Annotated in this window: 18 protein-coding genes; 6 read left to right on the forward strand and 12 right to left on the reverse strand. The window is 54.5% G+C overall.

The features are described from left to right. On the reverse strand, positions 1–954 hold a 954-nt coding region (locus C4318_09000), incomplete at its 3' end, for a hypothetical protein (protein ID MER3455268.1). A 65-nt stretch (positions 955–1,019) separates the two neighbouring features. Then, positions 1,020–1,934 carry a 4-hydroxy-tetrahydrodipicolinate synthase gene (locus C4318_09005; protein ID MER3455269.1) on the reverse strand — a complete coding sequence of 305 codons (915 nt, stop codon included), beginning with the start codon at positions 1,932–1,934 and terminating at the stop codon, positions 1,020–1,022. A 410-nt stretch (positions 1,935–2,344) separates the two neighbouring features. Here C4318_09005 and C4318_09010 point away from each other — a divergent pair, with 410 nt between their 5' ends. Then, positions 2,345–3,025, forward strand: a complete 681-nt coding sequence (locus tag C4318_09010; protein MER3455270.1) for a hypothetical protein — start codon at positions 2,345–2,347, stop codon at positions 3,023–3,025. On the opposite strand, the gene C4318_09015 is transcribed toward C4318_09010, so the two are convergent. After that, positions 2,986–3,738: a hypothetical protein gene (locus C4318_09015; GenBank protein ID MER3455271.1), complete on the reverse strand. Its 753-nt coding sequence runs from the start codon at positions 3,736–3,738 to the stop codon at positions 2,986–2,988. The two genes, C4318_09010 and C4318_09015, sit on opposite strands and share 40 nt — an antisense overlap. A gap of 94 nt (positions 3,739–3,832) precedes the next feature. On the opposite strand from C4318_09015, the gene C4318_09020 reads away from it, so the two are divergent. Next, a complete protein-coding gene (locus tag C4318_09020) occupies positions 3,833–4,195 on the forward strand; it encodes a hypothetical protein (protein MER3455272.1) in 363 nt (120 codons plus the stop codon). 47 nt (positions 4,196–4,242) lie between these two features. On the opposite strand, the gene C4318_09025 is transcribed toward C4318_09020, so the two are convergent. Together C4318_09025 and C4318_09030 are read right to left on the reverse strand one after the other, a co-directional pair. Continuing rightward, complete coding sequence (locus tag C4318_09025; GenBank protein ID MER3455273.1) at positions 4,243–5,151, reverse strand: hypothetical protein; 909 nt, start codon at positions 5,149–5,151, stop codon at positions 4,243–4,245. Between the two features lie 43 nt (positions 5,152–5,194). Beyond that, positions 5,195–5,407: a hypothetical protein gene (locus C4318_09030; GenBank protein ID MER3455274.1), complete on the reverse strand. Its 213-nt coding sequence runs from the start codon at positions 5,405–5,407 to the stop codon at positions 5,195–5,197. Positions 5,408–6,082: 675 nt separating this feature from the next. Here C4318_09030 and C4318_09035 point away from each other — a divergent pair. Then, positions 6,083–6,661 (forward strand): hypothetical protein, encoded by a 579-nt coding sequence (locus tag C4318_09035; protein MER3455275.1) that lies wholly within the window; start codon positions 6,083–6,085, stop codon positions 6,659–6,661. A gap of 37 nt (positions 6,662–6,698) precedes the next feature. Beyond that, the gene (glpK, locus tag C4318_09040) at positions 6,699–8,180 is read left to right on the forward strand and encodes a glycerol kinase (GenBank protein MER3455276.1); all 1,482 of its coding nucleotides are present in this window, start codon (positions 6,699–6,701) and stop codon (positions 8,178–8,180) included. 5 nt (positions 8,181–8,185) lie between these two features. On the opposite strand, the gene C4318_09045 is transcribed toward glpK, so the two are convergent. After that, positions 8,186–8,872, reverse strand: coding sequence for a 1-acyl-sn-glycerol-3-phosphate acyltransferase (locus C4318_09045; GenBank protein MER3455277.1), 687 nt, complete (start codon positions 8,870–8,872; stop codon positions 8,186–8,188). 79 nt (positions 8,873–8,951) lie between these two features. Between C4318_09045 and C4318_09050 the strand changes: the two genes are divergently transcribed. Continuing rightward, positions 8,952–9,629 (forward strand): hypothetical protein, encoded by a 678-nt coding sequence (locus C4318_09050; protein ID MER3455278.1) that lies wholly within the window; start codon positions 8,952–8,954, stop codon positions 9,627–9,629. Between the two features lie 26 nt (positions 9,630–9,655). Here C4318_09050 and C4318_09055 read toward each other — a convergent pair whose 3' ends face one another. Continuing rightward, the gene (locus C4318_09055; GenBank protein MER3455279.1) at positions 9,656–10,834 is read right to left on the reverse strand and encodes an alanine transaminase; all 1,179 of its coding nucleotides are present in this window, start codon (positions 10,832–10,834) and stop codon (positions 9,656–9,658) included. 53 nt (positions 10,835–10,887) lie between these two features. Between C4318_09055 and C4318_09060 the strand changes: the two genes are divergently transcribed. Then, positions 10,888–11,214: a hypothetical protein gene (locus tag C4318_09060; GenBank protein MER3455280.1), complete on the forward strand. Its 327-nt coding sequence runs from the start codon at positions 10,888–10,890 to the stop codon at positions 11,212–11,214. A gap of 50 nt (positions 11,215–11,264) precedes the next feature. Here the strand turns inward: C4318_09060 and C4318_09065 are convergent, their stop codons facing one another. From C4318_09065 to C4318_09085, 5 genes are all read right to left on the reverse strand, one after another. After that, positions 11,265–12,017 (reverse strand): hypothetical protein, encoded by a 753-nt coding sequence (locus C4318_09065; GenBank protein ID MER3455281.1) that lies wholly within the window; start codon positions 12,015–12,017, stop codon positions 11,265–11,267. Positions 12,018–12,096: 79 nt separating this feature from the next. Then, entirely contained in the window at positions 12,097–12,468 is a 372-nt protein-coding gene (locus C4318_09070) for a hypothetical protein (GenBank protein ID MER3455282.1), read from the reverse strand. After that, a complete protein-coding gene (locus C4318_09075; GenBank protein MER3455283.1) occupies positions 12,465–13,439 on the reverse strand; it encodes a glucokinase in 975 nt (324 codons plus the stop codon). The genes C4318_09070 and C4318_09075 overlap by 4 nt, the downstream gene beginning before the upstream one ends. A 155-nt stretch (positions 13,440–13,594) precedes the next feature. Next, positions 13,595–13,990, reverse strand: coding sequence for a hypothetical protein (locus C4318_09080; protein MER3455284.1), 396 nt, complete (start codon positions 13,988–13,990; stop codon positions 13,595–13,597). Positions 13,991–14,017: 27 nt separating this feature from the next. After that, positions 14,018–15,169: a hypothetical protein gene (locus tag C4318_09085; protein ID MER3455285.1), complete on the reverse strand. Its 1,152-nt coding sequence runs from the start codon at positions 15,167–15,169 to the stop codon at positions 14,018–14,020. Positions 15,170–15,175 lie beyond the last annotated feature (6 nt).

The following is a 15,175-nucleotide window of genomic DNA, read 5'->3' on the forward strand; positions in this document are numbered from 1 at the left end:
TGGTTCGTTTCCAGGGATGGGATGTGAGCTAACCAGGATGGTGTCTCCGGGCGAAATTTCGATTGTAGGATGTTCTCCAGATGCCATGAGTGCGAGTGACGAGTACGGCTCCCCTTGAGAGCCAGTGCAAACAATACACGTCATCCAAGGGCTAATACGCGGCAGCTCGCTAACGGAAATCACAGACTCCTCAGGTAGCACCAACTTCCCAGCTTTGACGGCAATTTCGACATTCCGCTCGACAGATTTCCCGACAAAGCACACCTTTCTTCCGTATTCTGCGGCTGTGCTGACCAACTGCTGAATTCGGTGAAGATGTGATGCGAAACAGGTAGCGATAATACGTTTCTGTCGCCGAGATCCGAATACCTCCTCAAAAAATCGACCGACCTGGCGCTCGCTTTTTATCCATCCCCTCTCAACTGCGTTTGTCGAATCGCAAAGCATTACGTCGACTCCTCTTTCCCCAACTCTCGCTATTAGTTGCAAGTCTGTTCTACGCTGGTCTAGAGGAGTCGAGTCGATCTTGAAGTCTCCGGTGTGCAAAATCCGACCATCGTCACTCTCTATGACTATTCCACAGGCATCGGGCACCGAGTGAGCGGTGGCGAAAAAGGTGAAATCCATGCCAGCGATCGACGTCGTCTGACGGTCGCCGGTAGTGCGAAGCTCGACAGCATCAGCTATTCCGAACTCGTCTAACTTCCGCGACAGAAACCGAAGCGTGAGATCGGATCCGTACACCCTGGTGGGGGGAATTCGAGGAAGCAGATACGGCATCGCACCAATGTGGTCTTCGTGTCCATGGGTGAGCACGATCCCTGCTACTCGATCTGCAATCTTTTCGATGTAGGTAAACTCTGGGAGCACTAAATCGACGCCGACCAGCTCGCTATCAGGAAACATCACGCCCGCGTCAACTATTACGGCGCCAGAGGGCCCTTCTACGACCATGCAGTTGCGGCCCACTTCGCCGAGCCCGCCTAAAAAGCGAATTGTTGTCATGCGTGCCCGATGCGTTATGTCCGGACCCGTGTAAGGCGAACGTCTAGTAGATCTGATGCCTCCTCCATAGCCTCAGCAACCTTACGCTTTGTAGGTTCGGTAGCCGGGGTAAGAGGCAATCTGGGGTGTCCAGCAGGAAGACCGCACCCCTCAAGAGCTGCTTTGAGTGGAATGGGATTGGGTTCGACGAACAACGCCTCGAATAGCCCGAACAGCTGTAGATGGATTTGCGTAGCCTCTGAATTTTGACCGGCTTCGAATGCCCTAATCATCCGAGCGATTGCATTTCCGGATAGGTGTGATGCCACAGACACTACCCCTACAGCGCCCACCGACAGCATAGGAAGCGTAAGCGCGTCGTCTCCGGAGTAAATCCAAAATGGCATTGGTACAGTACGCATCGTCTGCGATGTAAACGAAAGGTCTCCTACAGCGTCTTTGACCGCGACAATTTTGGGGTGCGTGGCCAGCTCCGCAATGGTGGCGAGCTCTATGCGCCTCCCAGTTCGCGATGGAATGTTATAGAGCATCACCGGAGCAGTCGACTCGTCAGCGATCGCCTCAAAGTGGGCTTTTATCCCCGCTTGTGTTGGACGGTTGTAATACGGCGTAACCGCCAGAATCCCGTCTATACCCAAGTTGCACACTTTCTGGGTAAGCCACACCGAGTGTCTAGTATCGTAAGTAGATGTGCCGGCGAGCACCTTAGCCCGTCCCTCTACTGCTTCGAGTACGGTCTCTATTAGAGCCAGCTTCTCAGAGTCTTCGAGGGTTGGAGACTCACCCGTTGTCCCGCAAACTACTATCGCATCGCTTCCGTTATCTACAAGATGGCGCACTAGCCGTCTTGTGCCCTCGAGATCTACTCCACCATCCTCACTGAATGGAGTGATCATCGCTGTGGCGACTTTCCCGAACGGTGGATCCATTTATCGGGCCTCCTGGCTTCCAAAAGTGGCTGAAGTAACTGACTTACGATCGCATAGTCGGCCGAGTTTGCAAATCCTACTAAGAGTCATGATCGAAAGGCACTCCCACTGTGCCACAATTCTCACCGATAAATCACACAAGAGGACTTGAAACGCGGGCGCGATCCGTTTATATTTTCACGTGCCGGCCGGGGGCTGGCAGCCCGAAGAAAGCAGGGGGGCTCGCCCGGTGGGTGAACGAGGCACTGGCTCCCAGCCGGCATTTTTTTCACTATCAAGTTCACTCTGTAGCGACCTTCCCGAGTCATTGCCAAGCATAAGCCAACTCCTGCTTGGTTTGTGCTGTTTCAGCCCGTGTGATGGAGTAGGTTTCTGTTCAAAGCTCGGTTTAGTTTTGGAGGGGGGGTAAAATGAGGGTCCCATTGAACCGCCGGCGTATAAGAGATGCCACCGTTGCTTTTGGCGTAGTGATTTTTTTGTTTGTATCGCTCGAGTACTCCAGCGCTAACGCAGAATCAAGGTGGAGCGCGGGCGACTCGCAGGACCGCATGCGGGGGGACGCTGGGTACGAAGCTCGCCCACCCGCGTACCCTCGACTCAGGACCAAGCCCACCCGCTGCACATCTTCAAAATGCCGACAAAAATCAAAGTCGCCCAGATCACAGGACGCATCAAAGGAAAACAAAGAACTCGTCCTCCCAAGACCTACGATCCTAGTAGAGCCCGAGTCGAGGATACTTCTCGGTACAACTGTTTTTCTACGAGTGGAAGCGCCGGCATTCTTTGGGGACTATGTGAGAGCCGGGGATAGCATGGCAGAGGTTCGGGCTCGGCCTTTGCGAGCAGAGTGCCAGGTAGCTGGTGCCCATCTCGGTGGTTCATTGTCAGAGCATCCAAGATTTGGCTGGGCTTCCACACCGCCCATGCCGCTATTTGTCGACAACTTCGAGCCATTGCACATCGTATGCCGGCTTCTGTGGGACGCTCACTGGCAGTCTAACGATGGTAGCGGCGGTTCGATCCCAGACAGGGAGACTTCGAACGACAAGTACTACCCAGTCGGGGCTGCTGTTAGTGTGCTGGTTGGTTGAGACGAGAAAGGTTCTCTCTGCAAAGATCCCACTTCTCTTGGTGGAACCACAAAAAAGAAGTGGAGAAACCCCTCTGTTACCGAGAGCAAACGTTCCGACTGATCGCCAGCTGATTCGGTAAAGGTGGGCTGAGCTGGATCTTGGGAGGCGTACTCGCCTCTCACGGAGCTGGATGTCGTCTGCGAGAAAGACTGCGGCATCGCTCTTTTGAGAGCCGCACACACAAAACCGGCGTCTGCCTCGTAGACTCTGTGACCCTCGGGAACGGAGAAACGGATCTGGGGACCGCGAACGTAGGAAAAAACTATTGAGCACACCCCCCCTGCCTCGGTCGACCAAACCGCACCATCAATAGTTAGCGACATCTGTCCTTCGCCCTTCCTCAATATGTATCTGGCCCCTCCTTTGAGTGGCGGCGTTTTGAACCGCACTCCCCGAGAGGGAAAACCTAGCTCGACGGCGAGCTCCTCGCCCTCGACTCTACCCCTGACTCGCTCGTAGCTGTCTTGGGGATCACCCACGACGAACTCCCCTTTCAAGTCGCCGTCAAGTTGTGCCCTTACCCAAGCGTAAGCAGCCGGATATGGGCTAGGTATCCCGGTAGCGGATGGAGTTGGTACCTCAGCTGGAGGAATCCCACGGATGCATCCAACGGTCGCGACAAGCAGAGTCAACAAAGATGAAAACCGAAGTAACTTGCGACTACCATTCACACGCAGCAAAGAACCCCGAAGTGATTTGAGTGCTCCGGCAATAATCCATGGGTCGTCCGTACTCGGTCGTAGAAGAAATTGGAGTGTATAACCGGTGAAGCCAAAACAACTTGTTTCGACAGGAAAGGTCATATGGATCGAAGCGAACGGCGAGTCAAGCTCGCCGATTCGTTTCGTGATCGATGAAGACAAGCTTTACTTCCTCAGGAACGGACGCCATGAGCGAGTACCACCAATTCGCAACGGCCAGAAGGTGAAAGTAATCGGTCACCCCCTGGCCAAGCAAACGCGCTCCGGCGAAGCCGAAGCCATTGTGACGTTTGTTTCTCCCGACGATCTCCCACAATCTGTGCTTCTCGAACTCGCAGGCACCTACTATGATCCGCGCCTCTCCCCGGACGAAAACTGTACCCGGCTCGCCTCTATTCTCCAAGTGGCCCGCTTGGACCTCACATAAGATCGACTGAACCAAGGAGGGCTGCGCCATTTTACCGCTGCACTCGCCTAACGAGCGTGCTTCGTGTTGGATCGCTGACGAGTTCGGACTACACGATTAGACCGGGGTTCTACGGCTGCCTCTTTTAACCGTTGGAATTCCTTTGATCGAAGCCACTCCGATCCAGGGGTCTCCAAAATCACCGGTAGCCGGGAGATCGCTGGTTGCGTTACAAATGCGAGCAAGGGCTCAAGTCCTATGAACCCCTCTCCCAAATTGGCATGCCTGTCTATCCTAGACCCGCGGGGCGATTTCGAGTCGTTCAAGTGGATGCAGCACACAGCTTCCAGGGCTCCAAGGGAGCGAAGCTCGCGTACTAGCTTGCTGGCGGCGCCTTGTACTTGCCAGTCGAAGCCAGCAGCCCAGAGGTGCTGTGTATCGAGGCAAATTCCCGGATCGCCAAGCGCTGATGCGCTTTCTAGAAGACGGGGAACATCTTCGGGGAGCGCAGCAATTGGTACTCCTGCGCCCGCCGTGAGCTCAAAAACAAGACGCGCTCCCGGCGGGGTGCGCCCTGCTACCTCGCTTAGACTCGATCTCAGTCTCGACAGTGCAGCTCTCAAATCACCATCGGTGGCAGTGCCAGCGTGTACCACAAGAGGAGCTCCGTTAGCGATGCTCGAAAGTTCAAGTCCATAGAGAACCACCTCAATTGAGCGCTCACGCACATCTTCAGCGGGAGAAGCTAGGTTGACGAGGTAGGGAGCGTGAAAGACAAGAGAGCAGGCTCCTAGTGCCGCTACCTGATCCAGCTCTGCTCGAATCCGCGATGGGTCTAGATTCGGCAGCCGCCAATTTCGAGGTGGAGAAGAAAACACTTGGAAAGTTGTGCATCCTAGGCTTTGCGCGCGCCTCCACGCAGCAGCCAGGCCACCTGTGGACGATACGTGGTATCCGATACAGGCGGGAAACCGCACCCGATGCCTTCTTGGGGAGTTCCTCTAGCCTGGTTGAAAGAATCTACTCCACAGAGACGCGGTCGAGAGCCTTCATTACCGACTCGACCGATGAAAAACGTTGATCTTCCCGTAGTTGCCTGAGCCTCTCCAAAAATTTCTCTGAAGCACCCGACTTTCCGGCTACAGCCAACAGTTCATCCCGTCCATACTCTTTAGACCCATTGAAAATGTCTCCGAACAGCCGGTTGACGTACTCGATCGCGAAATCTCCCATCTACTGCCTCCGTCGATTGAACCGCGACTTCTCTTGCCTGCCCGCCGGCGAGCCGGAGCTGTAGGTTAATTCTACGGCCTCTTGCTCTCGATAACTAAGCCGAAATTGCACGGATAGATGAGTCGGGCGTGCTTGACTGGTTTGTTCAAGTTGTTGCTTGCATTGATAAATCGATTTGGGGATTCTGGTACCATGGCTGGCCTACCACGATTTTCATCCTCCTGTTCGAAAATCTTGGCAGCGACGATCGTGGCTGCTCTGGGCTTGCTTTCGTTCATCCCCAAAGACGACGCAGCGGCTCAGTCCGCCACCACGCGCCAGAAAGTCGACGACCTCAGCTTCAAGGCCCACCAGATACGGGAGCGCTACGACGAACTTGTAGCTCAGATCAACCGATCTCAGAACGCAATTCTCGAAAAGCAGCTTCAAATCGTGAACGTAAGCAGCGAGCTGATGCGGCGCGAGGAAGAGCTGACCCGAAAAACAGCCGATCTCCATACTTTTGTGCGCCTGGCATATAAGTACGGACCAGGTGACATTGCCGGGTCCGTCATTACAGCTAAAAGTTTTTCCGAGATCGGACTTGCAAACAGGTACCTCGGCTCTCGAGTCAGTGCTCACCGGCGAGCTATCGAAGAAATGCTTGCAGCTCAAACAGCGGTGACCGCTGTATCCATGCAACTAGAGGACAAACGCGCTCAGCTCCAGGCCGATATTGAGCGCCTGTTAGATGCAGTAGATGACACTCAGGCTGCCTTAGTGGACGCGGAGACGGCCCTGGCTGCAGCGCGTCAGGAGCTTGACATACGGGAACAAATGCAACGTGCAATTCGCCTAGTACAAGCCGCGGGCGCTAGTGGACAATACAGCCAACGGCACATACTGGCTTCCCAGAGGCAATCTGAATTCCTAGCCAAATATCCATTTGGACCAGTTAGCGGTGTCCCGTCGCAACTTCGACCCACAGGTCAGGTGATCGAGGGAGTTGCCTCCTGGTATGGACCCGGCTTTCACGGTCTCCCCACTGCATCGGGTGCGGTATTCGACGAAAACCTATATACCTGTGCCAACAAGGAGCTTCCTTTAGGCACCATCTTGTTAGTCACTTATCAGGGGCGTTCAGTGTTGGTGTTGGTGAACGACAGAGGCCCGTTCGTGCCTGGCAGGGTGCTGGACCTGTCGAAAGCCGCAAAAGAAGCCATCGGCATGGGTGGCCTAGGATACGTGACAGCTCAGGTGCTCGAGCCGATATAACGCTTGTACGGCGAATGTTGCAACGAAAGGGAAGAGCATGCACGTTGTCTCCATCGACGCTGGTACTACTGGGATTCGGACGATTGCCTTCTCCGAAGAGGGGAAGCCCGTTGCGTCGTCGTACAAAGAGTTTGCCCAGCACTATCCGGCGTCGGGCTTGGTAGAGCACGACCTCGAAGAGATATGGGAAACGGCGCTAGCCACCCTCAAAGAGGTAGTTGACAGTGTCGGTATTTCCAGTGTGGCCGCAGTAGGTATAACCAACCAGCGGGAGACAGCTTGCATTTGGGATAAAGACTCCTCGAAGCCTCTTGCGCGTGCCATTGTTTGGCAAGACAGAAGAACAGCGTCACGCTGTAGCAAGCTGCGCTCTGAGGGTCTAGAGGCCGTTGTCAGAGAGAAAACTGGATTGGTTATCGACCCCTACTTCTCCGCCACAAAGTTCGAATGGTTGCTCCAACGGATACCGTCAAAACATCTGTCCACCGTAGCGCTTGGGACCATCGACTCCTGGCTACTTTGGAAGCTGACCGGTGGAGAGGTCCACGCAACAGACTGGTCCAACGCTTCGAGGACTATGCTGTTCGACATCCGAACACTGGAGTGGTCAGAGGAGCTTTGTAGTGTATTTGGTGTTCCCATTGAAGCTCTCCCCCGCCCCCTTCCGTCCGCCTCCTTATTCGGGGAGACTCAGACTCACGTCACAGGCATCGCTGCGCCGATAACAGGCGTGTTGGGTGACCAGCAGGCCGCTCTTTTTGGCCAGTGCTGCTTCAAAGAGGGGATGTCCAAGAACACCTACGGGACGGGGTCCTTTGTTCTCACCAACGTTGGTGACTCACCTCCTCCCCCGACAGAGGGCTTGCTCGCAAGCGTGGCGTGGGGAATCGACGGATTGCCGGTGTACGTGCTAGAAGGATCTATCTTTGTCACCGGCGCCGCTGTACAGTGGCTGAGAGACGGCCTAGGCATTATCTCAGACGCAGCAGAGACGGAACGATTTGCGAGCGCTGTCGACGACACTGGTGACGTCTACTTCGTGCCGGCGCTGACAGGACTCGGCTCTCCGTGGTGGGATCCGTATGCCCGAGGAACGATAGTCGGCATCAGCCGGGGAACACGCAAGGAGCACATCGTAAGGGCGGTCGTGGAGGCAATGGCGTACCAGACGCGCGATGTTGTAAGTGCCATGGAGAGCGCTTTCGGAAAGCAGATCGTTGAGCTTAGAGTCGACGGAGGGGCATCAGCCATGGATTTGCTACTACAGCTTCAAGCAGATCAATTAGGTGTGGTCGTACGCCGTCCGAAGGTCACCGAAACCACCGCTTTGGGTGCCGGGTACCTTGCCGGGCTAGTGGTCGGGGTGTGGAGCTCTCTGGATGCGCTTTCACAAACGTGGCAACTCGACAAAGAGTTCCATCCCAATACCGACAGAAGTCGAGCCAACACTTCCTACCAAAGGTGGCTAGAAGCTATCGACCGAGCGAGAGGATGGGCCAAGGATACCTCGAAGATCTAAGCCCCCTACGTCGAAGCCGAAGTAGCTCTCGCTTCTCTCTCCTTCTCAGGGAACCTTCCGGCGTAGTTGTGTACGTATTCTTGTCCGGACAGCTGTTTAATCTCATACATGATCTCATCAGTGACTAGCCTGTAGGCCACCTTCTCTGGGACTGTCAAGTTTCGGCGCTCGTAGCGGAGCGGCTTCCCGAACGCTACGTGCACAGCTCCCCGTTTTGGAAATCTAGCCCCCTTAGGCATTACTTCGAAACTCCCTCTAATCCCTACAGGAATTACAGGCGCTCCGGTAGCTAAAGCCAAGCGAGCTACCCCGGTGTGCCCCTTGTACAACCGCCCGTCCGGACTTCTGGTCCCCTCTGGATAGATTCCGAACACTCCACCAGCTTTCAATACCTCAAGCGCCTGCGCGAGAGCGGCTTCTGACGCCTTTCCTCCAGAGCGATCGAGAGGAATTTGGCCCCATGCCCGAAAGATCACCCGCGAGTACCACCTCTCGAAGTACTCCGCCTTTGCCACAAAGGTGACCTTGCGAAAAACGACCAATGGGATAAAAGCGGAATCCAGTGCCGAGAGATGGTTGGAGGCGAGGATTGCAGGTCCTCGGGACGGTATGTGCTCGACACCCTCTGAAGTAACATCGAAGTAAATCCGAAACAGAGGCGATAATAAAAACTTGGTGGCCTCATAGAACACTGTTTGCCTGCCCCAGAATCGACAATGCGCTTACACCGTCGCCTTGACCCGGTTTGTGGATACCCCTAGTATCCGCCCCATGGACTATTACTCACACAGCCCTAAGGTTCCCTCCGAAAGTGACTCTACAACCACGCCAAAGCACAGGGGCTCGCTCACACCAAGAGGAGTCCGCCGGCGAGACGCCCTTATCAAAGCGGCGGCGGAGATTTTCGCGCGTCAAGGCTACCACCGTACCTCTGTCTCCGATATCGTCAAGAGCGAGCGTGTCGCAAAGGGTGTTTTTTACTGGTACTTCTCCTCCAAGGAGGATCTATTTGCGGAGATTCTCAAAGAAGCGGTATCGGGCTTGAGGCGAGCTCAGGCAGAAGCAATAGCGGGAATCTCAGATCCGCTCGGTCGCATAGCCGAGGGTATAAGAGCATCTCTCAAGTACGTGTGCCGCAACCAAGCGATGTTCGCAATTTTCGAGGAGGCGCTGGGGGCTCCAGCGTTCGCAGATGTCGTAAAATCCGGCCACAAGAAGTTGATTGCAGACACGATACGACACCTTGAAGAAGGGATACGAGCAGGTCAGATTAGAAAGGCAGACCCTGAGATTTTGGCCCACGAAATCTTTGGAACGATGACCTACGTGGCGCGCTTCTTGCTGCCAAACTGCTCGGCTCCGGAAAGCGTGATTGAGGAGACGGTAGAGTACTGCGTCAACGCGATTGCGCGCCGGACCAGAGCCCTACGTCCGGTACGAAACACCTAATCTCCTATGTTCAACATGCGCCAGATCTATTGGTGAAGCTCCTTCAACGCTCTTTTAATCCCTCTCACTGCCTGCGCAATGCGATGCTCGTTCTCAACCAGCGCAAATCGTACCCATCCTTCGCCCCCTTGGCCGAATCCAACTCCAGGACTTACAGACACACACGCCTCTCGAAGAAGCTTGAAGGCGAAGTCCAACGAGCCAATCTCTTTGTAGGGCTCCGGGATAGGCGCCCATACGAACATCGATCCCTTGGGCTTTTCGACCTTCCACCCGATTCTTTCTAGCCCGTTGCACAAAGCATCTCGCCTCAACCTATAAACGTCTGCAACCGCTTTGGGATAGTCCGCAAGTTCGTTCAGCGCGATGATGCTGGCTATCTGAATGGGTTGAAAGGTTCCGTAGTCAAGGTAGGACTTGAGCTTCGCAAGCCCTTGAACGATCTTGGCATTTCCAACTACAAAACCGACCCTCCACCCCGGCATAGAGTAAGACTTCGACAAGGTGTAAAGCTCCACTCCGACGTCCTTGGCTCCCTCGACCTCGAGGAGTGAAGGCGCTCTATATCCATCGAATACCAAGTCTGCATAAGCGAAGTCATGTACCAATACGATCTCGTGCTCTTGCGCGAAAGCCACCAGGCGCTCGAAAAACGAGCGGTCAACGCAAGCAGTAGTCGGGTTGTGAGGAAACGATACCAACACCACCCTCGGCCTGGGCCACTGCCGCTCGTACGCTTCCCTCAATGCCTCGAAGAAGTCGATGTCTACGCGGAGAGGTACTGTCGACACGTCTGCTCCGGCAAACAAAGGCGCATAAAAATGAATTGGATATGTCGGCGTAGGAACAAGTGCCCCGTCCCCGGGCTGAAGAAGCACCCACATAAGATGAGCGATTCCCTCTTTTGCGCCTATCGTCGTAATTACTTCCGTGTCGGGATCAAGCTCCACTCCAAAACGCCGCATGTACATGTCCGCCAAAGCCCTTCGCAGCCGCGGAATACCACGGCTCGCCGAGTAGCGATGATTACGAGGATTGCGGGCTGCCTCGCACAGTTTGTCTACCACTTCCGTCGGCGATGCAAGGTCAGGGTTGCCGAAACCAAGATCGACTACATCGCAGCCTTCTCGCCTCAGTTCTAGCTTGACAGCGTCGACCTGACTGAAGACGTAAGGTGGCAGCCCGTCGATGCGTCGAAGTTCCATAGCATGAAATAGTAATTGAACTAGTTCGAAGCCTGGGAGATATTGGCACGACAATGAAGCGTCGCATTCTGCAATCATTACGACTTAGGGCAGCCCTCGCAGCGTTTGTAGCGGTGAGTGTCTCGTGCAGCGTGCCTCCTCCCGGTAGGGGCAACACTAGGTCCGAAGATATATACCGACGGAATTGCGTTCTCTGCCACGGGATCAACGGGGGCGGAGCTCAGGGACCACCCCTTATAGATCGCCCAAGGAGCCCGCATGAAGTAGCTGCGGTGCTGCGATCGGGGCGGGGTGAGATGCCTTCCTTTGCCGAAAAGCTATCTCCAGAAGAGATTACTGCAGTAGCCGAGTATGTATCGGAGCTGTCTCATGGCCAATGATTCTCCCAGGACCTAATTTGTCATACAGTGTGCACCCGGCAGCACCACTTCTATTGACCCAGGATTCTCCTTGCAGTATCCAGTTTCTTGGCTGCCCGTTTCAGTAAGTCTCGGCGAGGCACCCCTACGATTAAATAGCTGGCTCCGTTTCTGGCGACTTTTTCGAGGATGCCGTTGTCTTTTTCTACCAAAGAAAGGTCTGCCCCCCAACTGACTTGTAGGCTAAGAGAACTTTCGGGCTGTCCGCTTAGCTTTGCGAGAACGCGTCTTACTTCTAGCACCCGTCCTGGCGGAACGTTCCACAGGTTCACACAGAGACCATGTTTCGCCGCAATATGCAGCAACGTTGCCGAAGAGCCACCTATCCAGATCGCTTTAATCCCTGCCGCTTTTATCTCATCTACGGAACGCTCCAAAGCTCGCACGCGTTCCGCTCTCGGAGGAAAGTCCAGAAAGTAGGCGGCCACCTCGCGCGCCGACAGCTTGTCAGAGATCCCCAAACCTGCTACAACCCGTCCCTTAGAGATCACGTTCAAGGTACTGAACGCCTGAGCAGTCACTGCCGGTGGCCTGAGCCACGCCTTGGCAACGAGAGCTCCTATTTCTACTTTCTTAGTTGCGACTCCCACTGCGCCCAGCAACGAAAAGCATTCCAGCGCAGCACTATTACCTGAGAGACCTGGCGGAGCCAGGTGATCGAAGACAAAGACGCCATCAAGGCCTAACCGTTCGGCATCTACTGCAGCATCTACGGCATCCGACACTGCGACGTCGAAAACGGGAAGCGTAATACCGGTTTTCATGTCAACTTACGCACGCGAAGTGTTAGCCGAGGTGCTGTCAGAGAGGGGTCCCTCAAAGAAAATGGGTATCTCCATGTTTCTATGGTTTACGAAACTTCACCAATATGCGCGCTAGAACCGTCGGGTCACCGTCCCATAACTCGAATAAGATTGCGTGGTCTGTGTCCAAAACGAGTTTCTTAAGTGCGAAAACCAATAGAGCAACATCGTCGAGGTGTCCAACTACAGGTAGAAAGTCAGGAATAAGATCGATCGGGCTTGCTAAGTATGCGGCGAAAGCTGCTAAAAACAGTTTCCTCTTCAAAGGGACTCTGCGATCGATAACCAGTCTGAGCATCAGTTTTGTAACGGAGGGTAACGCTGCGATCAGCTCTTTGCGCCGAAGTCCAGGCCCAATAATCTCTATGTCTTCGGTCATGTCGCCCAATGGCTTGTGGCTGCTGCGTCTCAAGTGAAGCTCTCTTCTAAAGCGATCAGACCTGCTCCAATGATACCCGCCATATCTCCAAGCTTCGCCGTGCGCACGGGGATGGGATCTCTGTAGGGGCGCCCCTGGAGTCGCAGACCGAATACTTCTATGGTGCGCTCTAAAAAGACATCCGCCGCCCCTGAGACCCCTCCCCCGATAACAAATACATCTGGGTCCAAAACGTTCGCTAGAACGGCCAATCCCACGGCTACTCGCTCAGCATACACGTTCATAATGGCGACCGCCGTAGGATCCCCTTCCCGTGCAGCTTCTACGACGTGCTCACCTTTAACCGCGGTAATATCCCCACCAGCAAGCGACAAAATTCTCGCTCCCCTTCCCTCACGAGCAGCATCACGACCCATCTCTCCCAACGCAGTTCCAGATGCTAGCGCCTCCCAGCATCCCCTCTGCCCACACCCACACACCGGACCTGCCGGATCAACCAAAATATGGCCGATCTCTCCCGCAAATCCCGTCGATCCTCTATAGACCTTTCCGTCCAAGACAAGTCCACCCCCTATACCTGTCCCGAGAGTGACTAGGACCATGTGTCTCACCCCATCCTTTGCACCGAGGACATATTCACCGAAGCAAGCTGCGGTCGCGTCGTTATCGACGGTAACTGGCAAACCGAACTTGGACTGCACCAAATCCACGATGGCGAAATTTCGATAGCCGATGTTTGGGGCGAACCGAACCACCCCAGCTTTCACATCCACAAGGCCTGCAGCGCCAATCCCGATCGCTACTGGAGGTTCCCCGCTGGAGTCCGTGCTATCGCTCTTCGACCGGGCCATCGCGGCCCCGATTGTGTCGATCAAAACACGGGCTATTTCGTCCCGGTCAGCGGGCATGGGGGCGCGCTCGAGTGTTCCCACTGTTCCTTCAGAGTCAACTACTCCGGCTCTAATGTTGGTCCCACCTACATCGACACCTATAGCCCGTGGCATTCAACCTCCTTATTTAGCTATTCAGGTAGACGTATAGACTGCAGAAAACGATCTACACGACCGGGTGTTACGATAAGCACAGAAGCGATTTGTCAGGCACGAAAGCGGCGCCTAGCAGACAAGCTCGCTACGACGGCTAGCAAAAGCAGACAGCATCATCCAGAGGGAGAGTTGTGAATCGGAGTACCAGCACCGGTTGTTGTCCCAGCCATCCCAGAGCCGCTCGAACTAGTTGACGGACAAGGTGACACGAATCGGATTTCGACGTTGCGGACGCCGAGGTTCTTCAGTTCTTCTTTGAAGCGCTCCTCCGCTTTCCACCTCTCAGGATCCTTTGCTGCCTCGTTACTCAAACAGTATGTGATTTGGACGTTGTCAGTTCCCCCGAAGAGCTTGGCCACGGCAGATGACACGGACCGTTGCGGATAACCGATAAAAAACGCGAATAGTACTGCAACAACCATGATTGGAAGGGCGAGCCAGAGCGGTATTTTTGCACGCACGAACCAGTTAGGCCGTTTTTCTTCTAGGCCCTGCTCGCTCTCTTCCATTTTTCCCTCTCCTTACATTGACACTAACTAGCTGGAGAACCGCAATAGAGCTCCAATACCGCCCATGACATCCAGATCTGGGTCGCCTGTGACTAGCTCTACGTGCCCCCCGTTTATAAGAACGTCCTGAATAGCTTCCTCTACAACATCATCGACGCGGGTTGCAGAATTGCCACGGCACCTCTCGCACCTTGGGCCAACCATAAGCAACGCCCGACACATCCCACACCTCCAACCACTGACTCGCAAGCCTCGAGAGACAAGAAGTACGCGCACCTGTCCGTCGGAGACCGCCTTCAAAACGCTCTCTAGGCCTGCCACAGCTTTTCCGGTACCCAAACCCTCACGCATTTCGTGCACCAGCCGAGCGTCTTCTTCGGCTTCTACAGCCGCGTCAATCTCATCCACGATTCGACCAAGCTCTGCAACTTTTGTGTTGACATCAATATGCAGTTCGCGCACGATCCGCTTTTCAAGGTAAGGTGGCAGACATCGTCGAGCCTCCACCAGGTCCTCCACCGGACCTGCAAGTATCAGACGATCGACGGGGTTTTCCGTAAAGTACTCCTCCGCCTCCTTGGCAACATGCTTGAAATGGTCGTGCGCCTCCCGCTCGATATGCCTTGCATATCTCGCCTGTGACCATCCTCCCTGGTCGTGACGACCGTGAACAGGGTCTTGTACGACCAACTCTCTGCCGCGTTGCCGTCCGAGGTGGAATGCGAGAAGTCTGGCTTTCCGCCTATTGCACAAAATGACTCCAAATGCCGAATTTTCCGTCAAAACAGCATTTAATGGCCGAACATATGGGCTACGATCAATGGATGCTCTGGCTCTTACGGGCCTGCAGAAAACGTAACATCTCTCTAATTTTTCTGGCCTACAAACAAACGCGGCAAATGCGGTGGCTCCCTCGCGAGAAAAATCAAGTTCCAAAAAGCGCTGTAAGTGCCTTGCATCGTCGATCGCTTCTTTGAACCCCGAGGCGGTCTTGTGTTTGTTTTCCAATTGGCGAACAGCCGATTGAAGAAGTGAATTTGCCTCCTCTTCAAGATCCTTTTTAGTAGGAAAATCAGTTACCGAAAGGTCTAAGTAGAGAGAAAGCACAAAATACTTTTCGGATCTAAATGCCGCTAGTTCCTTGACATCGCACTCGGTAAGTTCATAGCGAACTTCCACTTTTTA

The organism is Acidimicrobiia bacterium, from assembly GCA_040289475.1.
Taxonomy (GTDB): Bacteria; Actinomycetota; Acidimicrobiia; order ATN3; family PSLF01; genus PSLF01.